Origin of the sequence: Vibrio superstes, assembly GCF_003569005.1 — a bacterium.
Taxonomy (GTDB): domain Bacteria; phylum Pseudomonadota; class Gammaproteobacteria; order Enterobacterales; family Vibrionaceae; genus Vibrio; species Vibrio superstes.
On record NZ_BCUR01000001.1, the window covers coordinates 1,647,225 to 1,670,135 of the forward strand.

The following is a 22,911-nucleotide window of genomic DNA, read 5'->3' on the forward strand; positions in this document are numbered from 1 at the left end:
CTTTCCATCTTCGACTCAGGTCTAAGTAAGAACTTAATTTTTCAATAACCTTTGTTATGTGACTTGTGGACACTTTAAACACATACAGCTAGAATGCGGGCTCGCGGCTGCACATGAATTTCAGTCAACCTTAGAGATAACATAATGATTGTAGAAAATGTGCTTCCTGAAAATTACGCAGAAATGCTTAATGTTTGGGAAAATTCAGTCCGAGCAACTCATGACTTCATAACAGAAGAAGATATTGAGTTTTTTAAACCCATCATCATTGAGCAGGCGTTTCCTGCTGTCACTTTGAGATGCATTAAAAATAATGGTGGTTCAATCCTAGGCTTTGTGGGTATTCACGATTCGAAGATTGAAATGCTATTTATCTTAAATGAGGCAAGGGAGCAGGGTGTTGGTAAAGTGCTACTGCAGTACGCAATACAACAGTTAGGCGCGACCAAAGTAGACGTAAACGAACAAAATCCACAGGCCGTAGGTTTTTATGAGCATATGGGCTTTAAAGTCGTTTCACGTTCACCACTTGATGATATGGGAAAACCATTTCCAATTTTGCATATGACATTATAAAGCTCGGTTTGTCGTAAACCAGTTTGATAGAAGAAACGCCCAAGGCTAATAACCTTGGGCGTTTCCGTATTTGTCGAGATAATACCAAACGTACCAATACCAATCGTAGTAAATAACTCGTCATCCTAGCTTGTTAAAACACTCGATAACGGCGTTAGAATTGTAGAATAAGTACTTATCGAAAAACCTGCGTCGATATCGAGTCTTTTCCCTGCGCTATTTTTGAACACTTACTTAGTGTGATTGATATAAATCATCAATGGATCAAGCGAGGTAATCTTTAGCTTCAACCACAGCGTGATGACTGACTGAGCCTGCGGCACGTTGTTTAATTTACCAACATATTTCGAAACCACTACGTATGCGAGTTAAGGGTGTTTGACGGTATTGGCTGAAAGCAACGGGTTGCTATTGTTTTTGTTGATCTATCATTGCCTCGCGCCACCATCTTTTCTGAAAATTTTCGATGTTATTGTAGAGTACCACTTGGCCGAATTCTGGAGTGATGAGGGTAGTGTCTTTTATTTTCGCTTCTTTATGGATCTCTTCCATTGGTGCAAACCAAGCGTGATTACTTAAGTTAAAAGTAGCGTTATGGATGGGGACTAGATACTTACCTTGTAGGTCGTTGTGGGCTTGAATCGTTTGCTTTGGGAAAAGGTGCATATATTGCCAAAGGGTATTGTACGCGCCATTTTCCATTAACGTGACGTCAAACGGACCGTATCTGTTACCGATTTCTTTAAACCCAGAAAAATAGCCAGAATCGCCACTGAAGTAGAGCTTGAAGTCATTGTGAGTGATTACGTATGACACCCACTGTGTTTTATTCTGGCCTCCAATACTGCGACCAGAAAAGTGTTGTGAAGGTGTTGCAGTGATAGATATCGGGCCGCTAGTCGTTTGTTCCCACCAGGCGAGTTCGGTTACATTTTTTTCAGGTACTCCCCAGTCGATGAGTATTTGCTTGACCCCTAAAGGGACATAGAAATGTTCCGTTTTATGGATGAGGGCTTTAATTGACTCTTTATCGAGGTGGTCAAAATGATCGTGTGAAATGAGGACGCCTTTAAGTCTTGGGACATCTTCGAGCGGCAAAGCCGGTGGCGTATAACGTTGCGGACCAGCAAAGGATACCGGAGAGGCACGGTCAGAAAACATAGGGTCGAACATCCAATACTCATTGTTGAGTCGGATTAATATGGTCGAATGACCAATCTTGACCATTGAGAACCCCGAACTCTCTTCCATCATTTGTAGGTTAATGTTGTGAATAGGAAGTGGTTGATCAGGCATGGGATAGTCACTGGCGTCCCAATAGATGGACTTCATCGCAGCGATGAGGCCTACATCTTGTTTCTGATGCTCAAGGTTAAAGAACTTCCCGTCCTTATATCCTTCTACGCCAGAATAATCTTCACTGTTGCTACAGCCGTTGAGAACAGTGATAAGAATAGAAATGATAACAGGATGGTTTGGTTTCATGGTGCCTTTCACTAATGACTGTTCGTAATGGCCTTCTTAACCGTAACGTCTTCGTGGGGTCGGCACAAATCTTACCTTAGATTTCTGAGATAGCGGTTTGAGTTTGTGATGTAGATGTTAGAAGCTCTCTAACTCAGAAATGCCCCATTGTTTGCTAGAGTCGCATGACCAAGCAAGCCATGGTGAAGCAATTTGCCTTACTTTTTCTTGTACCGCAATCTAACCATATGGCCAAATTTACTCATCCATTACACTCTCCTATTTGTCAGAGAATAGTGTTTAGTATACGGATGTTGTAATCTCATTCATGAACTTACTTACCTCAGAGTTATTGAATGTCTAGAAGCCAGCGATTACTTGATTTACTTCAACTTCTACGTTGCCATAAATACCCAGTATCAGCCGAGCATCTATCCCAGAAGTTGTGTGTCAGTGTTCGCACCATCTATCGTGATATTTCAACCTTGCAATCCCAAGGTGCAGAAATTGAGGGAGAAGCAGGACTAGGCTATATTTTAAAGCCTAGTTTTACGTTGCCGCCGTTGATGTTTACAAAGGAAGAGCTTGAGGTACTTTTGTTAGGTGCTAACTGGGTTGCAAAACAAGCAAATGGTGAATTTAGTGATATCAGTAACAATGCGATTGCCAAGATCTCAGCCGTATTACCTAGGGATCATAGCATCAAACATGATGAAGATGTGATTCGAGTAGCCTCTATCATTGAAGTTCCTGAGTTAACAATAAACCTATCTAGTATTCGAGAGACGATTGAACAACGATACAAAACGACAATTGAATACGTAGATGGAAAGCAAAATACCAGTTCACGAGTGATATGGCCGATCCTTATTGGTTTATTCCAGCATCATTATGTTCTCGTCGCTTGGTGTGAAACACGAAAAGCATTTCGTAATTTTAGGCTAGATCGAATATCAACATGGTCTCCCTTAGCAGAGCATTACCCTTCATCTCGGCAAGCGTTATTGAAAAAATGGCAACAAATAGAAGGAATTAATGAAAATGGAATTCGCTACTGACAAAAACTGTCACTAATATTGTTTATATTTACTTTCAGTAGCACGGTTACTTGCCTCTCAACGGACTGGTAACTCTTTTCAATCATTAAAACAAAGTATAAGGTATCTTCATGACCAACTGGACTATCGAACGTCAAGAAAGCATCCAAATCGACGATGTGACAATTTATTTTGATATTGTTGGAGATAGCAGCAAAGCTCCATTAGTGATGCTCCATGGCGGTGTCGGTAGTATTGAAGATTTTGATGTACTTACTCCTTCACTATCACAAGACTATCAATTAATTAGAATTGATAGTCGCGGTCATGGTCGTTCTACGCTAGGCAGCAGCGAACTAACATATCAGCGCTTAGAGCAGGATGTTATTGCTGTGCTTAACTATTTGGGGATTAAAGAGACGGCAGTTCTTGGATTCAGTGATGGTGGTGTCGTTGGCTATCGTTTGATGGCGTCAAACTCTGTAATTATCAGTAAGCTAATCACAATTGGCTCTGATTATAAGTTGGAAGTGAGTTCGACCATTTACAATATTTTGTCTGGAGTGACAGGGCAGAGCTGGAGCGAGAAATTCCCAGATTCATATCGACTTTTTCACGAGCTAAACCCAGAGCCGAACTTTGATGCGTTCGTCGCTGAAATTGTTAGAATGTGGACGGATACAACCTCATCAGGCTACCCTGCGAATACGATTGATCAAATTGATGGCAAGGTACTGGTGATACGTGGTGATGAAGATTTCTTTTTCCCTCTTCCAGCAGCATTAGAGCTAGTTAATCGACTTAAAGACTCATCGTTTGCTAATGTCCCATTCGCTGGTCATGAGACACATAAGGATCAGCCAGAATTTGTTTGTAGTGTAATTAAACAGTTTTTACTCTAAGAACACGCTAGGGCACGTAGTATAAGTGTCCTACATTTTTCTGTCCTCGTATTTTGAATCACTCTGTTATCTGCCATAAAAGTGTCATTTGAGTTACTTCAATTAATCCGCCAGTTGCTAAATTAGTAAACTGTATAACTTGTTTTTGTCCAGAAACGTTACACGGCCAAGTATTGGACAGAAGCGCCTTAGAAGCACGGCTCTAAAACGTTTTTCCCATTCCAAGCTAGAATAGTTGATCTTCGCGAACCGATCATGCTGACATAGACCTGCATTTCCTAATGTTGGAAAACAATATGAACTCATTTTTCAAAGATCATTTTACCTTTATTATAATGTCGTAAAGCTAGCTATTTAGCTGGATAACTAAAAATAAAAAGAAGGCTAAGTAACCTATAAATATCGCGAAGATAGGTAAATATTTCATGCTCAATCCTCATATCAGTGAGTTGATTATGAATAGTGATGTGAATATGGAATAGGAATTAGAGGAATTCATTATTGCTACTTTTCTATAATCAAAATTGAATTTCTCTAATTCATAGTGCCAATGGATTAGGTCGTGAATAATCGCCTTAGTTCGACAATCAAGGCTTTTAAATTCATTACCGGAGTTACTATGAAAACCAAATCACTACGCTCAGTTATCCCAGCATTGTTATTTAGCTTATCGAGTACAGCGGCGTTTTCCGGAATGGAACTGCAAAAACGAACCGTTCCGACCCCAGCAGGAATATCGGTAGAGTTTGCTCAGTTATTTGAGAACAGAGTTACTCCACCGGCACTTCCTGTTCCGAACAACACGGCAGAGTGGTTGGCGTTACAAGCCCAGTTTGATGCACCAGGTATAAAAATGGCTCAACAAGGCCTAGAGCGTTTGGATGTTACTTATGAAGCAAAGCAGTTTGCCGGAGTCGATACGTTCTTTGTTACACCAAAAAATATTGCTCCTGAATATAAAGATAAGTGGTTAGTACATATTCATGGTGGTGCGTTTGTTTTCGGTGGGGGGGAATCCGCTCTACGAGAAGCTATTTGGGTTGCTAACAGGCTTGGTGCTCAGGTCATCTCTATTGATTATCGTCAACCGCCATTGCACCCATTTCCTGCGGCAATTGATGATGCTGTTGCTGTTTGGAAAGAGCTAATAAAAACACAGTCACCGGAATCGACAGCGATTTTTGGCACATCTGCAGGCGGTAACATAACGTTGGCAACGACACTTAAAATTCAGGAACTCGACCTTCCCGCACCTGGCGCACTGTTTGTTGGGACGCCAGCCGTCGATCTTAAAGAGACATCGGATTCATGGTTAACGTTGCAAGGCTTAGATCCTCTAGGTCAGCGAGAAGGGCTTATTGAGGCGACTTTCGATCTATACGCTGATGGAGAGGCACTTGATAATCCTCTGATCTCACCAATATATGCAGATATTGATGAATTCCCACCAACGATATTTATTTCAGGCACTCGAGATCTCTTGCTAAGTGATACGGTTCGTATGCATCGATTATTACGCAGTGAAGGCGTGGAAACTGACTTGCATATATATGATGGCCAGTCTCATGGAGATTACTTGAATGGTATATTGTTCGACATGCCAGAATCTGAAGACGCTATCAATGAGCTAGGTCAGTTCTTTAATAAACATATCAACTAGTTTTTAGCAAGCTAACAATGAATCACAGGGATGTGGATGTTTATTTGGAGGATATAATGACAACGTTATTCACTTCACTTTTTAAATGTATATCTACGTTACTACAAGCTAATAATCATTATGCTCAACACCAATCCGTCGTGGATCATTCTTATTCGCTAGCCCCTATGCTTGCATTGCATCAAAGTAACGACGGGAGCTCGTAGTGATAAGACGTTTTTATTCGATGTTAGTAGCCGTCTTTCTAACAATACCCTTATATCTAACCATACCTAATGCGCTAGCCATGCCAAGTATCACGTTAGATCTCGCTGACACGTCGAGCCCTAAACATACTCTATCGAGCTTCATTAGGGATTCAAGTGTGGTTATTGAGCATTGGAAGAATGAGACACTGCATCTTAAAGAAGCGCAACATGCTTATTCACAAGTGATCAGAACCATGGATTTATCTATGGTTCCGAATCGCAGCCGAACCGTTGTCGTGATGGAGAAAATCATTCTTCTTCGTGAGTTGTTGGATCGAATTGATCAAGGTACTCACCAGTTAGTACCCAATGTCGAGCAAATAAGGGGAGAGGAGATTGACCATTGGCGCTTGGGCAATACTGAGATTGTATTGTCTCGTCAAACTCTAGGCGATCGAACCGATCAGTTCCTATTCAGTTCGAGCACCATTCAAAGTCTTTCTCGGTGGTATAGAACGATGTCAGTTCTTCCGCACTATACCGAAGTACGTCCAGACTATTATCAGGAGTTTCTGATTAGCCCCGGACCTATGTTCTCTAAGCAATTTGTGCTTTCTTTACCTGCATCTTTTAATCAACTTTATGGACCGCTTCCTTTATGGCAATGGATTGCACTTTTAGGCGTTTTGTCACTATGTAAGATGATGATAAGAATGTGCTTTTTGCTTGGTGAGCGTTGGAATAGTCGTTGGGTCGGAAAAGGCTTAAAATGGCGGGCAGGTCGGCTGTTGTCCCTAGTGGGCGTGGTGAACTTGCTGTTTTTAGCAAGATGGGTGATTGATGATGGAATATGGATTACAGGTGGTGTTTATCAGCTGTTCACCACCTTTTTCCTTCTCGCTCAGTTCTTCTTTGTTTCTTGGCTTATTATGGCCATTTTCAATTACTTCGCAGATATTTATGTATTTAAAAAGCACAATGGAAAGCACGTAGATTCTTCACTGATTACTGTATTAGCGCGTATTTTTGGTGGGTTGACGATCGCGATTCTTGGTATCTATGTCATCGAGTTTATGGGATTTTCAATCTCCCCAATATTGGCAGGCTTGGGTGTGGGTGGTTTAGCGGTTGCACTGGCCATTCGCCCTATATTAGAGAACGTAATCAACGGATTAACGCTCTATGCTGACGGGGGAGTAAAGATTGGTGAGTTCTGTCGTTACGGAGACAAACTCGGAACCATTGAAAGTATTGGTTTGCGCTCGACTAGAGTCCGGACGTTAGAGCGCTCTTTAATTACCATCCCTAACTCAGAATTTGCCAACATGGAAATTGATAATTTGGAGCGACGTGATAAGCGGCGCATGGAACATGTGTTGAGATTGCGTTCTGAAACCACCCTTGAACAACTTAGGGTATTGATCGTTAATCTGCGTCGATTGTTGCTACAACATCCAATCATCGAAGAAGATCCACTTCGAGTGAGACTCATGGGTGTTGGGGAGTACTCTATCAATATTAGTCTGATGGCATATGTTAGTTGCCGTAACCATGAAGAATTCATGGCTGCCCAAGAGGACATTCTGTTCTCCGTGTTGACCCAAGTTGAGAATGTTGGTGCGAAGATTGCTCATTCTACTCAATATCAACTTGTGGATGTCAATTCCAATGACAATGACGAACAGAAACGGCAGGCCGAACAGGTTGTTGCGCAGTGGCATGAAGAGCAAGTTTTTCCATTCCCTGATTTCAGTTTTGAATATAAATACGAAATCCAAAACACCATCATGTATCCGGCGACAACCTCTGCTGTTCGCTCATCTTCTGTTTAAAGTGGCCTCGAGCCACGATGCACGCTAGGTCACCATGTATTCTAAACCTTGTCGTCCCTAAAGACACAATGCCCTTAAAGTGCCTTATAGAAGGTTTTAGGGATTAGAAACCTTGGTGATAGTTTTTAGTACTAAAGCGGGTAGCTCAGCTTGCTATCGGAGGTCAGGTTGAACAACGCTATCGAAGTAATTCTGCATGGTCTGATGCAGTAGTTGATGAAGTGGAAATCCTCTCTTCGATTGAAGATATCCACCCTCTACGCCAATTTGGCGCATTTCTTTTGGTAAGTTGGGGAATGGATAACAGCTTAGCTCAGGATCATTTTCGGTCATATAACTACTGCCAAAAGAGAAAGCGTCTGAATTTTTAAGCTTACTTCGTAATACTGTTAAGCTATGTGTCGCTAACACAACATTCGCGGTGTAGCCTTTTGATATATAGAGATCTTCGATTGGGGCTCGTTTGGTGTTGATGCCATCAATCAAGATTCTTGTGATGGGTAGGTGATGAATATCTTCCCATTCACTACTCCTACTCAGTACAGGATGTTCTTTGCGTGCAATGAGGCTCAACTTTACTTCGGTGAGCTTATGCTGGTAGATATCTTGAGGTAGTGGGATGCCTGAAAGTTGCAACAAATAATCGACTTGACCATTTAACACTTCTGCCAAGCTTTTGTCTTGCCAGTAGACTAATTTAAAATTTGCTTGTGGAAGAGCTTCATGTAGAACCTTAAAAATCCCTTCTCCATACTGTTCAATGAGAAATATGTTCATAGCGATGGTAACTTCACCAGTAAACATCTTGGGATCAAAGTTGTGGTAGGACTCAACTACCTTAAGTAAAGGAGAGTACATTTCATCGGCTGCTTCGGCGAGTTTTTCTGCCAACTCTGAAGGCTCTACGCCGTGTGCTTTGCGAAGAAAAAGCTGGTCGCCAAAGGTTTCTCTTAACTTCGCCATCCCCCTGCTGACACTGGTTTGCGATATGCCAAGCTTGTCTGCTGCAGCATGGGTATTACGGGTTTCAACAACCGCCTTGAGTAACTTGAGCAGATTTAGGTCTAAGTCTTGAAGTTCTTTCATGCGTTCCCTTTTCGTAATGAAGTTCGAAAGCCTCAATCAAGAATAAGGGAAATTGACCTAGGTTCAATAGTTTAAGAATGATATGTCTTAAAGAATATGTGATACGGCTTGTAAGAATGCACTGTGAGAAGGTTTAGCTTTCAACCGAGGGTGTTCTATGTAGTGAGGGTTGGCAACATCCGTGTTACTGAAGGCTCATCAGGATTTGAACTGGGCTCGAGAGTGCATACGTTTAGCTTAAGCCCAAAGGTGCACTTAACGCGCAGAGATACATTTAGTATGGATAGTAAGTCTCAGAACGCATAAATACAGTTAAAATGCATAAGCGTAGTTAAGGCCAAGCTTGTTGTCTGAGTTGTCATAGATACCATAGTTAACTGAAACATTCTGATTATCTGTGATTCGATAGGAGAAGCTACTTTCCCAGTCTAACGTATTGATTTTAAGCGTCTGGTCGCTCAGTGACATCGTATAGATTGGTGCGACCATAATTGAGGCTTGATCGGTAATGGTCACTACACTGTATAATTGCGCCATGGCGATAGGCACTTCTTTATCAAGGTTGTCGCTGGAGATAGCGCCCATGCCAATAACCGGCGCGATAATGAGCCGTTCATGCAGTGGTAGGACTTGCATCGCGTTCAATACGAAGGTATGTGTGTCGTTACGGTCATCATATAAATAGTCGCCCATCACGCCACTACCAAAATGGGTGCTAAGTGCTGCAGCTCTGACTCTATATGTATCAAAATTATTCAAAGACTGAGCGAAAATCAGGGCAGCCCAATTGTCTGTGATCGTTCTAGCATAACCAAATCCTGTCTCGAAGCCTCTGCTGTTGTAGCCTAGTTGAAGAGAGCTATAAGCCGCGGTTGGATCGGTGAAATCAATGGGGGATGTTTCTATGGTCGCTTCTGTAAATTCTTCTACAGCGGATTCAAAGTCGATTGTATTTTCATTGGCGATTGAATGGGCGCTTATTACACAGCTCAGCAATAATAGTTTATTTTTCAAAGTAACTCACTTATTAAAATATCTGAGGTTGGGTGTTAAAAGATGAGCTGCCAAAATTGGCAGCTCTAGTAATTTAGAAAGAATGTTTAAATGAGAATAATGACAGGTTATTACCATCATCATATTCGTAGCTATACACGAATGCGCTTGTACTATTTAATTGATAACCAAGCTCTGCCGTGTAATCCCAATCTCTCAGCGTTGATTGGTTACCATTCTTTTCTTTCACTTTACCTAAGCTATAAGTGTATTCCGGTGTGAATCCTACCCAGATGTTAGGGTTCAGGTTGTAAGTCATATCAAGTGATGCACTGGTGTAGTAAACACTGCTACTCATCTGCTGATGCTTCAGGTTGCCAAGCGTTAATTGAGGAATAACAGAAAACTGTTCGTTAAGCGTAGTGGCCTTGTAAAGACTGAAGCTATAGTCATTTGCACGTAAATTATCTGATTGGAAGTTGGTATCATGTTCATACTCAAAAACAAGCCCTAAACCATCGCTTCTTTGGAAATCAAATCCGAATTCGTGGTTATCAAAATTGTCGTCACCGCTATATGAACTTAGCAAACTCCAATCGTTATTTAGTGATTTTGCATATTGAAGGCCAATATTAAAATCATTACTGCCGTAACCAATATCAAACCCTGAATAATGTTGTTTGGAATCAGAGAAGTCAACATTGGTATTTGCAAGTACTAACGGTGAAGAAATAAGTGATGCAATTAATAGAGATGTTTTAGTTAGTTTCATAAATATAAATCCAGGTTGTGTTCGTTTATGCCACCATTTTATTTACTGGCTGGGGAGTAGACTATGAATTACTGCGATTCATATCTGCTAAACGCACAAATATATAAAAGCCCCAACCAAAAATGGCTGAGGCTAAAAAGTGGTCTGTTTGTTTATTTAAAAGAGCTCATTGATCTCAAGAACGATTTCTTGAATCCCTAGAGTGAAAAACTGAACTCCCATGCAGATTAATAGGAAGCCCATAATTCGGGTAAAAGCATTGATGCCATTTTGACCAAGTGCCTTTAGCAGAGGATAAGCCATGGTTAATGTGAAGGTCGCAATAAGTGCGACGAGGGCAAGTCCTGCGACTACGCCACTATAGACGCTAGTCATACTCGTATGGTTTTCATAGGTAGCAATTTGGGCGGCCAGGCTGATGATCATTGCCATAGAACCAGGGCCACATAATGAAGGAATGGTCAAAGGAACTAGTGCGATTGAATCTTGCCCGGAGGGGGCTACTCCATTGTCGGGGCGAGGGAACAGCATATTAAAGCCAATTGCGACAATGATGATGCCCCCACCTAAACGCAAGCTCGGTATTGAAATACTGAAGAGCTCGAGTACCGATGCACCAATGAAGAAGGTGACGCACAAGGCAATGAAAAGATAGACTCCAGTCGTTTTGGCTTGTGACACTATATATTTCTTATCTCGTCCTTTACTCAAACCGAGTAAAACCGTTGCTGCTGCGGGAGGGTTCATTATAGGTAACAGGCCAAGAACCGTGAGTGTCATATAGGTGAACAATGTTTCTAAATACATAGGAATTCTCATGTTGTAGTGGCAGATAACGTTAAATCACAGTAAAAAAGCGTGCGCTAAATACAGAACACTGAAGAACGAAATTGCGTCGGTTAAGGTTGTCAGCATTGGGCTTGATAGCATGGCTGGGTCGAAGTTGAGCCGTTTTAGTAGTAAGGGCAATGTCCCCCCGATCACGACTGCAAGAGAGGAAGACAGTGTGTAAGCGATGGCGATGACCAATGGCAATCCAGTGTGATCCCCGTCGAGCGTGAACAGTGTTAGTAGTGCTAGGACACCACCAATTAGCATTCCATTGAGCGCACCGATTGGAATCTCTTTCGTGACCACATACAGCAGATCTTTGGCTGAGATCTGCCCCGTGGATAATTCACGTATCGACACTGCAACGGACTGATTCCCAGCTGCACCAGAAAGGTTGGCAACAAGTGGCAACACTGCGGCTAATACTGCAATTTGCTCTATGATGGGTTCGTAGATGGCAATGATCGAAATCGCAGCATAACTTAAGGCAACAGAAGGCAGTAAAAAGGCGAGTCGGCGTAGGTTACGTTTCAGTACCGGCATGGTGCGAGACTCATCCCCCCCAAAGACACCGGACTGTTCTAGCATTTGCTGTTTGGAACGTAGGTATAGAGCGGCATTGAGATGTTTGAAGCCGACGATACCTATTTGGAATCCTTGTTCATCTACGACAGGAACGACGGGGTGTAGAGTGGTGTCCAGCGTACTTTTTATCGTATTTAGATCCATGTCAGGACTAATAATGGGCACTGTGGTATCTATGTATTCCTTTAATGCCGTATCACGTGGTAGTAGCAGTACATCACGGATCTTCAGCCCGCCTAAATAGCTACCTTCATTGTCATGCAAGTAAACGTAACGCCACTCTAGTCGATCTAAGTTGTGTTCTTCTGCACTTAATATTGCGCTCAAATTGTCGGGGGTAGCGTCTACTACCAATTTGAGGACTTCGCTCTTACAAATCCCTCCGGCAGAATCTTGTGGGTAGATCAGAGCTGCACGCTCTTCGTCTTTCCATGCTGAGGGTAGGGCTTGCCAGAGCCGTTTTTGTAGTTCGCTTGGCAGTTCATTAAGTAACAGCCGACGGTCTGCGGAATGTAAATATTGAAATAGCACTGTGGTGCTGCTTTCACACAGTTGACTGATGAGCCATAAAAGCTCGGGATCAGATAAGTGATCAAGTAAGTTGGCAGCAAGGCTTGGGTTTACTTCGCTTAGTAGAGTCCAAGTGGCGATACGTTGCTGGTCAGAGAGCTTCCTTAATACTGATGGCAGCTCAACGGGTTCAGCCTCTAGAAGTGCTTGATTCAGCCACCTAGATTTTCTTAGAGTGATACACTCCAGTATTTTTAGGTACAGCTTTTCCGCTCCTTCCGATGAAAAAGTTAATGTAATTAATGTCATATGTTAGGCCTTTGACAATAAGTGAGCATCCGATTGAAGCGACTCTTAGTAGGATGTTTGTGGTTGTCGCTTTTTGGACGCAAACCGAATAAATAGGGCGATAAATGCGGTGACCATCAGGATTAAGCTACCCATTAAGAACCACTTCGTAATCAATTCTTGATATTGAGAGATGAATGGATGTCGCATGACCCATTTTCCTACTAGCAATAAACTGAAGACCCATGTAATCGAACTAGTGAAGCTAACAACAAGCGTTCTTATTGCGCTGAGTTGTGCAACACCCATCAACATCGGGGTCAGTACGCGGACAAATGGGACAAAGCGCGATACGAACAGGGACAGAAACCCGAATCGGTTGAGTAGTTTTTTTGCCTTGGGTAACGATTCATCTGGCAGTGTTTGTTCAGCTTTACGCATGAACTGAGTTTTGTGCAGCCAGCGCCCTTGAAGGTACGCAATGATACTGCCCAAAAAAGAGGCACTGGTTAGAAGTATTAGAGCACTTGAGAAATCAATCGCGCCCAAACCGACCATGCCTCCGACAAACAGCACTAGGCCGTCACCGGGTAGTGGTAAGAAAACAAAACTCGATTCAAAGAAAAGCACGATGCCAAGCAAAAGCAATAAAACGTGCAGTGAATTCAATTCAAGTAAGGCATCAAAATCTTGTAACCAAATCGCGGAAATAATCTCTTGCATGGTAACTCCAAGTTAGCCGGGGCTCTGACTGTTGTTAGCCGGAGCCCAAAGTACGTTTTAATCAAACATCAAGATGATGTAGGCAAAGAACAAAATGAGATGGGTTGCACCATTGAGCGAGTTGGTTCTCCCGCTACTAAAGCTCACGCTTGTCATTAGTAGCGTTGCACCTAATAGCACCATTTCTGCAGGGGCGAGGCCGAGTTGGATGGGCTCGTTCATTACCCCTGAAATCAGCAGAACAGCGGGAACGGTTAGTGCAATAGTGGCGAGAACCGAGCCAAAGAACAGGTTCATGGCGCGCTGTAATTGGTTGGTCACGGCGGCTTTAACAGCACCAACCGCTTCAGGGGCGAGAATAATCAAGGCAACAATTAAACCACCTAGAGCTGCAGGTGCGCCCATTTCTGTGATGCCATCGTTAATTGGAATCGCGAGGCTTTTTGCTAACAGAATTACCACCATCAAATAGCTCACCAGCATAATGGTGTGGAATATATTGCTGTGTAAAGGGCCGTGATGTTCGTGGTGATCTTCATTATCGGCGTCAATGAAGTAGTCGGTATGGCTGCGTGTTTGGATGAACAGGAATACGGCATATAAGGCGATCGAAGCGAGTACCAATGTCCAAGTTAGGCTGGTCGACATGTTACCTAACGAATCCATACTGGTGAAATTAGGCAGTACCAAGCACAATAATGAGAGTGGAATAATGGCCACCAAGTACGCTTTTATTCCATCAAGGTTGTAGGTTTGTGTATGGTATTTCATACCGCCGATTAACAAGGTGATACCGACAAAACCATTAAGCACTGCCATCACGACGGCAAACATGGTGTCACGCGCTAAGAAGGGATTAGACTCTCCAGTTAGCATTACGGAAGAGACCATAATGACTTCGAGTAAGACGACAGAGAGAGTCAATATAAGAGTCCCGTATGGGTCTCCAAGTTTTATCGCCAATGCATCTGAGTGGCGTACAACGGAAAAAATGGCGCTCATTACCGCATAAAACAGTACCGCAGTAATCATTATGTAGGTGAACTGAGATAGCTCCCCTGTGAGCAAGCTGTCGCCGATTAGTTTGAAAAATAGAACGGCAACGATGCCAAGTGGCAGTTTGTATTCTTGTTTGAGTACGTTGAGCATGTTGAGCCTTTATTGATCAACCGAAGGCTCGCTAATGTCCTTTAACGAGAGTAAATCGGGTGGATACTGCAACTTCCTTAGCAGTAGACGGGTCGTTTTAAGTTATGTGTCTAACCATGCTGTTAACTTAAGGTGAACCGATGATTCAGACTATGAATTAGAGAAATTCTTTGTTGCTATCAGACGACAGACAGTCGCCTAATAACGTCCTTAAGTAAGCGGTAAGTACTAAGCGCAGTCAGCAAAAGCTAAGGCATGCTTTGAAGGGATTCTGTTTCTTCCGGTTTATAGTGGATTGGTTTCAAGCCCACGCGCGTTGGTAAGAATGTGCCAATAGAGATAGAGGACCATGTCCCACTTAAAATCCCGACACACAGGGCAATGGAGAAACCTTCTAATGCGCTCCCTCCTAACAACCACAATGCTGAGACTGTGACCAGGGTGGTGCCTGATGTCACAAGCGTTCGTGACAATGTTGACACGATGGACTGATCGAGAAGGACATCGGTTTCACCGTCTGGCTTCCCTCTAAATACCTCTCGGATGCGGTCTGAGATGATGATCGAGTCATTCAGGGAGTAGCCCATCACTGCAAGTAAAGCGGCCAACACGGTTAGGTTGAATTCAATTTGACTCACCGCAAAGAGCCCTAGGACAATGACAATGTCGTAAACCAATGCCGCAATTGAACCTAGCGCTAATCGCCATTCAAATCGGTAACTCAAGTACAGCAAGGTAAGAACGAAACAAGCCAAAATCGCCAAGCCACCTTGTTCGACCATTTCTAACCCAACTTGAGGACCGATTACGCTACTGTTGGCAATGTGAAAATTACTGTCTATTGGCAACATTGCTTGTTTCAGCGCTTCTCGCAAATCGAGGTCTGTATCATTGAAACGCAGTTGCCAATTTCCCTTGCTTCCAGTCGCCATCACTTGCACATCTTGGCTCAGTGCCGAATCGAGGTGAGATTTGAGCAAAACTTGAGTTACGCCTGGTTTTGTTTGAATATCGGCGACGACACCTCCTGTAAAATCGAGTCCCCAATTGAACCCCCTTGTCACGATTGATGTAATGGAGAGCGTCAATAGAATCAGAGATATCATCGTCATCAAGTGACGTATTTTGGTGACGTTAATTGATTTGAACATTACAGTTTCACCTTATGTGAGGTGTCTCTACCCCATAAATAATTGATAAGAATTCGAGAGGCAAATACGCCGGTAAATAAGCTAGTCAGTAGGCCTAATCCGAGTGTGATAGCAAAGCCTTGAATTGGACCGTTACCTATTGCATACAAAGCGATGGCGACGATCATAGTGGTGAGGTTGGCATCGAAAATCGAAGAGAATGCACTATCGAAGCCACGATCTATGGCTTGGGAAAAGTTTCTGCCTTCTCGCATCTTGTCTTTAATGCGTTCAAAGATCAGCACGTTGGTATCCACAGCCATCCCAACGGTTAGCACGAGTCCAGCGATGCCCGGAAGCGTCAGCACAGCGCCAGGGATGAGCGCCAATAGACCAAACAGACACACTAAGTTGATAGTCAGTGCAGCATTCGCAACCCAGCCGAGGCGTCGATACCAGCAAGCAATAAACACCAAGGTAAAACCAAGTCCAAAGGCGAGTGCAGCAAAGCCATTTTTGACGTTTTGAGCGCCAAGAGTCGGCCCTATAGTGCGCTCTTCAACTATGGTGACAGGAGCGGTGAGTGAGCCAGCTCTCAATAGAAGAGCAAGGTTTTGAGCGTCTGTCATTGACCCCGCACCAGTGATTCGAAAGCGGTTACCGAGCGTTGATTGAATTGTCGCTACGCTGATAACTTCGCTTTGTTCAATGGATTGTCCTGTCTCTGACTGACTGTATTCACTGTAAAGAGTCGCCATCGGTTTTCCGATATTGCTACGCGAGTGATTGGTCATTAGCCGGCCACCAGTGCTATCAAGAGTGATATTAACTTCGGGTACCCCCATTTCTCCAAGGTTGGCGCGTGCATCGATAATATGCTCACCCCCTAAGATACTGTTTCTATGCAGAATGACAGGTCTACCATCTTGGTCATTGATGGATTTTGTTCGTGCGCTGGCATTGGGTTCTACATGGTAAAACGCTAACGATGCGGTGGCACCGATAATGTTTTTTGCGGATGTCGGATCTTGTACTCCTGGCAGTTCGATGCGAATTCGATTTTCACCTTGTCGCTGGACTGCGGCTTCGGTGATCCCTAGCTCTTCTATGCGACCTCGCATTGTTTGAAGATTTTGTATCACGGTCAGCGTTCGAATCGCGCGTTTTTCTTCCTCATCCATAGAGATCATTAAGCGCTCACCAGATTGCCTAAGAGCCCAATTTGGATACTGTGTTCTCAAGTGGGTTCGAATATTGCCAAGCAGTGTTTCGTTGTATCGAACAATGACCACCTCACCGTTTTCTACACGGCCACGTACACGAAACTCCTGACGAAGGTCATCGATCACTGATTGCGCGTGAGCATTGAAAACGGTGTCGAGGTCAACGTCTAAGAGAAATTGCACACCACCGCGCAGATCTAATCCAAGCTTAATCGGCTGGAAGCCCAGTGAGGTTAGCCAAGAAGGAGCTGAAGGCTCGAGTGCGAGGGCAACGGTCTCCGATGGTTGGATGAAACCGGACATCAAAGCTTGTGCGGGGGCTTGTTGTCCGCTTGAAGCAAACGTCACAACTAACCTACCGCTGTTTTCGCTAACACTGTGAACATCAATGTTGTTGTCGACAAGATAACGATATACATCATCAGCGTGTGCCATACGCGTTTGGTTTGAGATATGTAAAGCTTCACGTTCACCAAATGCAGAGGGCAGGGCACTGAGAAGCATCAGTACCACAGACAACACGAGAACGATGACCTTCCATTTAGCTAAATAATTTATGGGTGCGATTGAGCGATTTAACTTCATTTTAGTTGCATCTTATTGATTAACGCATACGTACATAGCACCAAGCTTATTTATTAAATAAACACCAGTATTAATCTTGTATGGGTAGAAACTAAAGGGGCCTCAAGGTTATCAAAGCGATTTCGGCTTTATCGATAAACCTACTGTTGGTTACCGAGCCATCTTAGTTTCTTGATTCAATAGAACTATGGATTAGAGAAATTCATATTTGGTTTACTCGACTTTTCATATATGAATTTCTCTAATTCCTCGCAGAGGTGCGCTGTATTTAAAACAATGGAATTTGAATTAATGATTGAGGAAAAACTTAAGTGGATTACACAATATATTTAAATGATCGCAAATATAGAGTTTGTGATATTGGTGAAGGGAGATGCACTCTAATGCTTAGCTACGCAGAAGATATAGAGTCATTGCATGAAAGTTTTAGCAATCAATTTCTTGAGATAGATAGAATGATAGTTATCGATATATCAAGGTGTTGGAGTGGGGATTTTGACTCGCTGATTAAAAAGGAACGCTGTGAACTAATCGGAGATATTCGCTTATTAACTGACATTTTTTGGCTTGATGACTTTGAAGTTAAAACAGATAAAGGGAAAGAAATATTATTAAGGGGTACACCAGTATATCCAATTTAAATCGAACGTTGATTAGCCAAATATGACTTTCTCTAATTCATCGATTTAATTATTGAGATTGATTGTAATAGCGTCATCGAAAGGGGCTAACCCTAATTTACGCCATTGACTAGAAGAACGACATTATGCGAAAGACAATTCTAAGCACTGCTATTTTACTCTCTACTTCATTTGTTGCGGTTGCCGACCAATACAATCTTTCTCTTAAGTATGACCCTATTGTGACGGATAGCGGGATTGTTACTACGACGCCCGCTGCTATGGTCGACCAATTGTGGGATGTAGACGTGCAATCAATTACTCAGATAACAGATGGTGTCTATCGTATTGCTGGGTGGGGTATCGGTAACGTGATCGCGGTCGAGGCTCCTGAAGGCTGGATCATCGTTGATACGGGAGATGATTTAAACGTAGCGCAAGAGCAGCGTAAGCAGTTGGAAAAAAAGCTTAACCAAGAGATTGATGTTAGCGCGGTTCTTTATACCCATTCGCATTATGTATGGGGTACACAAGCGTGGAGTAATGATGATACAGCTATTTATGCTCATGAGTGGATGGAGAAACACCTTTTTGCTGACAATGGCGTTAGTCCTTTAGCAGGAATCTTTTCTACTCGAGTCGCCATTCAATTTGGGTTGTTACACCCTGAAAGTGGCCCAGATGCGTTTCCTAATAAACTTGGTTTCACGCTAGACAAGCTAGAAGGCGAAAAAGGCTACCAATCTCCGACCGTTACTTTTGAGCACAACCAAGTTGAAACTCACACAATTGCGGGGATGGAGGTGATTGTTTTGCCTAGCCCTACGGATGTGACAGACAGTGTTGCCTATTATTTTCCCGAAAAGAGCTTGATGGTGACGAATGCAATGAATGCAGGCTCAATTTTTAATCTCTACACTTTGCGCGGGGATAGGTACCGTGATCCTATTCGTCTTGTTGATGCGGCAGATCTGGTGCTTTCTTATGACTTTGACTATCACGTTGATATACATGGTGCGGCCAATGTAACGAAAGAAGCCGCAGAGGATGCCATCTATGAGTTTCGTGACTCGATGCAGTTGATACATGACCAAACAATACGAGCGATAAAACTTGGAAAGGATGCTCAAGGCGCCGCTGAATTTGTTTATATGCCAGAGAACTTACGATTGGATAAAGAAACCTATGGGCAAGTTGAAAGTCATGCTAAGCAGGTCTATAACGGTGTTATGGGCTGGAACGGTTGGGACGTGTACGACATCAACCCTTTGCCGACACAGACCTTTGCTCATCAATTTATTGGGAGTTTAGGTGGGGTCGAGTTGGCCAATAAAATAGTCAAGCAATCGAATCAGAAGCAAACCTTGGAAGGGTGGCAGTGGTCACTATACTTAACCTCCCAAATACTTGAAATAGAGCCAAATAACGAAGAAGCCAAACTGTCACGTGCAGAAGCGGCTCGTGCACTTGGGCAACGTACCAGCTCAGCCAATGCTCGTGGATTCTATATTTCTGAAGCTTTACTTCATGAAGGGAAACTTTCATTCGGTGAACATCAATTTGATAACTATCAATCTCTAACCCAACTACTTGGGATAATCACCAGTGAAAAGTTGGAGGTGTCTCCGATAGAAAATAATGTCGAGTACATCCGTTATTTGGTTGATACACGTAAAGCGGAGGGTTTGTCTTCTCAGTTCAACTTAAACATGAGTGATAGTGAGCACGCGTTCGGTATTCAGCTTCGAAATGGCATTGTTCAAATTAGTTCACAATTAAATTCAGGGGTGACCGTGAATCTATCTCACTCTGAGTGGAGTGACGTTATATTAGGCAACACAGAGTTTAAGCAATTAGATGACTCGTTGGCAGATTTTGATACCGCTTTGACTATAATCACTAACTAAAATAATCCGGTAGTGCTTTTTAGTTAATTTAATGGTGGCCAATATTTGAGCCACCATTTTTATGTTTGTAGCTTTTGCTTCTGTCACGTTGCCTAACACGCTTTTGTCCAGAACCTTGCTATGGGGGCGTAACACGAAATTGCCCCATTATCATCCAGAGTAAATACTCTTTCACATATTGTTCAAATGTATTTCCCCTACTAAATCTAAGGGGCTAGACAATGCTATTTTTGTGTAAGAAGTTAAAAATCGTATTTTTAGGGCGGGAGGATTACCGTACAGAATGAGAATTCTGTCTGTTTACTGGAACATCTAAAAGCAATTCAACAGAAAATGAGTATGGAAAAAGGTCGCAACACGCGACCTTCTGTATACTTTATCTTACCACTGGATATCACTGTACTCAGTTTTTGACTTGTAGATATCACGATGCGTAAACTTGACATTGGCAAAGTCAATTTTGTTCAGATCAATTTTCTGGATATCCATATTGTCAAAGGTGCGTAGGTAGTAATCAGTGTTTTTCAGATCCACTACGTTAAAATAGCCCACCATCTGTGGTTTCGCGTCTAGCCATTTCCAGTATAGAGAACCTTGTGGAATATCCATGGTGTTGAGCATGGTCCAAGCGTGGTTGACTGCATCAAAGTCATTTTTAACACGCGCAAAATCGTTGGTGTAGTTCATTGAAACAATGTGTTTAGTACGACCAAATGGGGTGCGCTCAAACGCAGGGAAACCCAAGTCAGACCATTTCACATCAGACGCTTCATAATCAGCTACACCGCCCAAATGTAATGCCGCTTCTTCCATTTGCAGTGGGTATGCTGGCTCATTAGTCATAACACCTAGTTTATTTTCATGGATTTCTGGGTAGCCAGAGCCATCCGTCCACTCAACCACAATGGCTTTCTCGGTGTCAGTGATCGCTAGGTGTAAGCCCACATCGATACCATGTGCAACAGGCAGATCAGAGTTTTCAACTTTCACTTTCTTCAGCAGTTCAATGGCTTCATCAACTGACTTTGCGTTTGCCAAAATATAAACTGAGATATTCTGTTGATTGTAATCACCCTCACCAATTTCAGCGTATTTACTATGGTTTCCACCACCGCCTAGACCGAGGGTTTCAACGTTTAGGCCTTGCTCGTTTAGACCTGAAGAAACCCAGTCTGTATCGCCGTGCATGATGCCAACATAACCGATGCTACCTGTAACACCACCGAATCCTTCATAGTTACGTGGTGCCATGAAAACACGTTCTTCCAATTTAATTGGCGATTCCATAGAACGACCAACGATGCGGTTGTCCTGTGGAGTGTCAAAGAAAAAAGTAGAACATGCGTTTGCAGTGCCAGCCAAACCAGCAGAAACTGCTGCAGCGATAGCTAAAGTTTTAAATGTGTTTTTCATCTCAATTACCTCGTGGATTTAAATTCTTCGACATCCGTTGCCGTGTTGTCCTTGCGTGGTTTGAATTATTCCAACAAACAAGTTCCTCAACAAATCACTATGAGCACCTTTTGGGTGCTCTAAAATCATTGATAGCCCTTTCATTGTCAATTACACTTTTACTCAATGAGAAAATACGACACTTTCACAAAGGGCAAACATGGAATACTCATTGAACCAAATAGAAGCCTTTGTTCACACCGTCGAAACTGGCAGTTTTAAAGACGCGGGCATTCGATTAGACAAGCGCCGACAAGTGGTTGCTCGCAGCGTGGCCTCGCTTGAAGAAACATGTAACGTATCTTTATTTACAAGACATACGCGTCACGTAGAAATAACTGAGGAAGGAAAAAAGTTATATAGAACCGCAAAAAGAGTATTACTTGATGCCCGAAATTTTGAAAATCAGTTAGCGAGTTTTAATCGCCAATTACCCAACTCTTTCTCTGTAGCAATTGATAGCAGCCTAGCCTGTCCTGAGATAGCAAACTGTTACCTCGCAGTTCTTGAAGAAATCCCTAGCATCGATTTGAAAATATCTATGGGAGGCACCAAGCAAGTGATTGACTGGGTGAGCGAGGGCACGGTTGAAATGGCATTGTTATTTTCTCCATTACTTAACCTAGATAACTTACAAAATATCACAGTATTAGACTTTCCTGTTGTGGATGTTGGTCCACCCAACCTGGTCAATTTCGGAGAGATAAAAGAACAAGACACACTCTCTGACATGACGCAAATTGTCCCTCAATCTGTTTTGGACTTTGGTTATCAACAAGGTTACATCGATAGCGATAAGAACATTTTTGTCAATGACTTACAAGAGAGTGTCAATATGATGTTAGCGGGTGTCGGTTGGGCGAGGCTACCTGAATTTATCGCCCGTCCTCATATAGAAGCCGGTCGTCTCAACGCTTTCTCTCGCTTAGGGGGCAGTTCAGGAAATTGGTATGCTGAAGTGATTTATGCCAATGATGAAATGCTCACGTTGGCAGGAGATATATTTTTAGAGCACGCCTTGCGGTTGCGTGAAAAGTTATACAAACGCAATGGAGTCAGATCTTGATTTACGGTGAGATAGCGAACGTTTATTGAACGATTTCATCCTGTTTGACCTAATGATCCAGCTGTGATCTTATACTCTCTTTTACGGGAGTATCTTCATGAGCATCGACGCTTTTTCTGAGCACTTCGGCCAACTAAATGACCCTCGCCAATCTGCCAAGATCAGCTATCCATTATTTGACGTCTTGTTTCTGACGATCTGCGCCACTATTGCTGGTGCTGAAGGCTGGAATATAGTGGCATAGTGAATTGGGCCACCAGATTAGAGGTTTGCAATACGTCAGGTAATCCATGAATTACTAATTTAGTGAAATCACTGACACGAAAATGTCC

At 42.9% G+C, this 22,911-nt stretch carries 19 protein-coding genes and 1 pseudogene; 9 read left to right on the top strand and 11 right to left on the bottom strand.

The window, feature by feature from the left end:
• The first annotated feature begins 144 nt into the window (after nt 1–144).
• Entirely contained in the window at nt 145–576 is a 432-nt protein-coding gene (locus tag D5I41_RS07075; protein WP_119009180.1) for a GNAT family N-acetyltransferase, read from the top strand.
• Between the two features lie 408 nt (nt 577–984).
• On the opposite strand, the gene D5I41_RS07080 is transcribed toward D5I41_RS07075, so the two are convergent.
• Nucleotides 985–2,061, bottom strand: coding sequence for an MBL fold metallo-hydrolase (locus tag D5I41_RS07080; RefSeq protein WP_119009181.1), 1,077 nt, complete (start codon nt 2,059–2,061; stop codon nt 985–987).
• 335 nt (nt 2,062–2,396) lie between these two features.
• Between D5I41_RS07080 and D5I41_RS07085 the strand changes: the two genes are divergently transcribed.
• From D5I41_RS07085 to D5I41_RS07100, 4 genes are all read left to right on the top strand, one after another.
• Nucleotides 2,397–3,098, top strand: coding sequence for a helix-turn-helix transcriptional regulator (locus tag D5I41_RS07085; protein WP_119009182.1), 702 nt, complete (start codon nt 2,397–2,399; stop codon nt 3,096–3,098).
• Between the two features lie 110 nt (nt 3,099–3,208).
• Entirely contained in the window at nt 3,209–3,979 is a 771-nt protein-coding gene (locus D5I41_RS07090; RefSeq protein WP_119009183.1) for an alpha/beta fold hydrolase, read from the top strand.
• A gap of 619 nt (nt 3,980–4,598) precedes the next feature.
• Nucleotides 4,599–5,639: an alpha/beta hydrolase gene (locus tag D5I41_RS07095; RefSeq protein ID WP_119009184.1), complete on the top strand. Its 1,041-nt coding sequence runs from the start codon at nt 4,599–4,601 to the stop codon at nt 5,637–5,639.
• Between the two features lie 286 nt (nt 5,640–5,925).
• Nucleotides 5,926–7,659, top strand: a complete 1,734-nt coding sequence (locus tag D5I41_RS07100; protein ID WP_119009185.1) for a mechanosensitive ion channel family protein — start codon at nt 5,926–5,928, stop codon at nt 7,657–7,659.
• Nucleotides 7,660–7,812: 153 nt separating this feature from the next.
• Here the strand turns inward: D5I41_RS07100 and D5I41_RS07105 are convergent, their stop codons facing one another.
• The 9 genes from D5I41_RS07105 to secD form a co-directional block, all read right to left on the bottom strand.
• Complete coding sequence (locus D5I41_RS07105) at nt 7,813–8,745, bottom strand: LysR family transcriptional regulator (RefSeq protein WP_119009186.1); 933 nt, start codon at nt 8,743–8,745, stop codon at nt 7,813–7,815.
• A 312-nt stretch (nt 8,746–9,057) separates the two neighbouring features.
• Nucleotides 9,058–9,759: a hypothetical protein gene (locus D5I41_RS07110; protein WP_119009187.1), complete on the bottom strand. Its 702-nt coding sequence runs from the start codon at nt 9,757–9,759 to the stop codon at nt 9,058–9,060.
• A gap of 73 nt (nt 9,760–9,832) precedes the next feature.
• Nucleotides 9,833–10,510 (bottom strand): hypothetical protein, encoded by a 678-nt coding sequence (locus tag D5I41_RS07115; RefSeq protein WP_119009188.1) that lies wholly within the window; start codon nt 10,508–10,510, stop codon nt 9,833–9,835.
• 156 nt (nt 10,511–10,666) lie between these two features.
• A complete protein-coding gene (locus tag D5I41_RS07120) occupies nt 10,667–11,317 on the bottom strand; it encodes a MarC family NAAT transporter (RefSeq protein WP_162892805.1) in 651 nt (216 codons plus the stop codon).
• Nucleotides 11,318–11,353: 36 nt separating this feature from the next.
• Nucleotides 11,354–12,745 carry a magnesium transporter gene (locus D5I41_RS07125; RefSeq protein ID WP_119009190.1) on the bottom strand — a complete coding sequence of 464 codons (1,392 nt, stop codon included), beginning with the start codon at nt 12,743–12,745 and terminating at the stop codon, nt 11,354–11,356.
• 45 nt (nt 12,746–12,790) lie between these two features.
• Nucleotides 12,791–13,447 (bottom strand): DedA family protein, encoded by a 657-nt coding sequence (locus D5I41_RS07130; RefSeq protein WP_119009191.1) that lies wholly within the window; start codon nt 13,445–13,447, stop codon nt 12,791–12,793.
• Between the two features lie 57 nt (nt 13,448–13,504).
• Nucleotides 13,505–14,596 carry a calcium:cation antiporter gene (locus tag D5I41_RS07135; RefSeq protein WP_119009192.1) on the bottom strand — a complete coding sequence of 364 codons (1,092 nt, stop codon included), beginning with the start codon at nt 14,594–14,596 and terminating at the stop codon, nt 13,505–13,507.
• Nucleotides 14,597–14,844: 248 nt separating this feature from the next.
• The gene (gene secF, locus D5I41_RS07140) at nt 14,845–15,747 is read right to left on the bottom strand and encodes a protein translocase subunit SecF (protein ID WP_119009193.1); all 903 of its coding nucleotides are present in this window, start codon (nt 15,745–15,747) and stop codon (nt 14,845–14,847) included.
• On the bottom strand, nt 15,747–17,534 hold the full coding sequence (gene secD / locus D5I41_RS07145; RefSeq protein ID WP_119009194.1) for a protein translocase subunit SecD: 1,788 nt from the start codon (nt 17,532–17,534) through the stop codon (nt 15,747–15,749). The genes secF and secD overlap by 1 nt, the downstream gene beginning before the upstream one ends.
• A 311-nt stretch (nt 17,535–17,845) precedes the next feature.
• Here secD and D5I41_RS07150 point away from each other — a divergent pair, with 311 nt between their 5' ends.
• Together D5I41_RS07150 and D5I41_RS07155 are read left to right on the top strand one after the other, a co-directional pair.
• Complete coding sequence (locus tag D5I41_RS07150) at nt 17,846–18,175, top strand: hypothetical protein (protein ID WP_119009195.1); 330 nt, start codon at nt 17,846–17,848, stop codon at nt 18,173–18,175.
• Between the two features lie 125 nt (nt 18,176–18,300).
• Nucleotides 18,301–20,061: an alkyl sulfatase dimerization domain-containing protein gene (locus D5I41_RS07155; protein ID WP_119009196.1), complete on the top strand. Its 1,761-nt coding sequence runs from the start codon at nt 18,301–18,303 to the stop codon at nt 20,059–20,061.
• 381 nt (nt 20,062–20,442) lie between these two features.
• Here the strand turns inward: D5I41_RS07155 and D5I41_RS07160 are convergent, their stop codons facing one another.
• Nucleotides 20,443–21,474, bottom strand: coding sequence for a linear amide C-N hydrolase (locus D5I41_RS07160; protein ID WP_119009197.1), 1,032 nt, complete (start codon nt 21,472–21,474; stop codon nt 20,443–20,445).
• Between the two features lie 199 nt (nt 21,475–21,673).
• Here D5I41_RS07160 and D5I41_RS07165 point away from each other — a divergent pair, with 199 nt between their 5' ends.
• Both D5I41_RS07165 and D5I41_RS07170 read left to right on the top strand, forming a co-directional pair.
• Complete coding sequence (locus D5I41_RS07165; RefSeq protein WP_119009198.1) at nt 21,674–22,579, top strand: LysR family transcriptional regulator; 906 nt, start codon at nt 21,674–21,676, stop codon at nt 22,577–22,579.
• 97 nt (nt 22,580–22,676) lie between these two features.
• A pseudogene (locus D5I41_RS07170) lies at nt 22,677–22,808 on the top strand (transposase family protein); the annotation flags it as partial.
• Nucleotides 22,809–22,911: the final 103 nt, after the last annotated feature.

Bases quoted from the DNA above. Each gene is read 5' to 3' on its own strand.
- D5I41_RS07160 (WP_119009197.1), bottom strand. From the start codon at position 21,474: ATGAAAAACACATTTAAAACTTTAGCTATCGCTGCAGCAGTTTCTGCT.
- secF (WP_119009193.1), bottom strand. From the start codon at position 15,747: ATGTTCAAATCAATTAACGTCACCAAAATACGTCACTTGATGACGATG.
- D5I41_RS07085 (WP_119009182.1), top strand. From the start codon at position 2,397: ATGTCTAGAAGCCAGCGATTACTTGATTTACTTCAACTTCTACGTTGC.
- D5I41_RS07095 (WP_119009184.1), top strand. From the start codon at position 4,599: ATGAAAACCAAATCACTACGCTCAGTTATCCCAGCATTGTTATTTAGC.
- secD (WP_119009194.1), bottom strand. From the start codon at position 17,534: ATGAAGTTAAATCGCTCAATCGCACCCATAAATTATTTAGCTAAATGG.
- D5I41_RS07105 (WP_119009186.1), bottom strand. From the start codon at position 8,745: ATGAAAGAACTTCAAGACTTAGACCTAAATCTGCTCAAGTTACTCAAG.
- D5I41_RS07080 (WP_119009181.1), bottom strand. From the start codon at position 2,061: ATGAAACCAAACCATCCTGTTATCATTTCTATTCTTATCACTGTTCTC.
- D5I41_RS07125 (WP_119009190.1), bottom strand. From the start codon at position 12,745: ATGACATTAATTACATTAACTTTTTCATCGGAAGGAGCGGAAAAGCTG.
- D5I41_RS07165 (WP_119009198.1), top strand. From the start codon at position 21,674: ATGGAATACTCATTGAACCAAATAGAAGCCTTTGTTCACACCGTCGAA.
- D5I41_RS07100 (WP_119009185.1), top strand. From the start codon at position 5,926: ATGCCAAGTATCACGTTAGATCTCGCTGACACGTCGAGCCCTAAACAT.
- D5I41_RS07120 (WP_162892805.1), bottom strand. From the start codon at position 11,317: ATGTATTTAGAAACATTGTTCACCTATATGACACTCACGGTTCTTGGC.
- D5I41_RS07130 (WP_119009191.1), bottom strand. From the start codon at position 13,447: ATGCAAGAGATTATTTCCGCGATTTGGTTACAAGATTTTGATGCCTTA.
- D5I41_RS07075 (WP_119009180.1), top strand. From the start codon at position 145: ATGATTGTAGAAAATGTGCTTCCTGAAAATTACGCAGAAATGCTTAAT.
- D5I41_RS07155 (WP_119009196.1), top strand. From the start codon at position 18,301: ATGCGAAAGACAATTCTAAGCACTGCTATTTTACTCTCTACTTCATTT.
- D5I41_RS07135 (WP_119009192.1), bottom strand. From the start codon at position 14,596: ATGCTCAACGTACTCAAACAAGAATACAAACTGCCACTTGGCATCGTT.
- D5I41_RS07115 (WP_119009188.1), bottom strand. From the start codon at position 10,510: ATGAAACTAACTAAAACATCTCTATTAATTGCATCACTTATTTCTTCA.
- D5I41_RS07090 (WP_119009183.1), top strand. From the start codon at position 3,209: ATGACCAACTGGACTATCGAACGTCAAGAAAGCATCCAAATCGACGAT.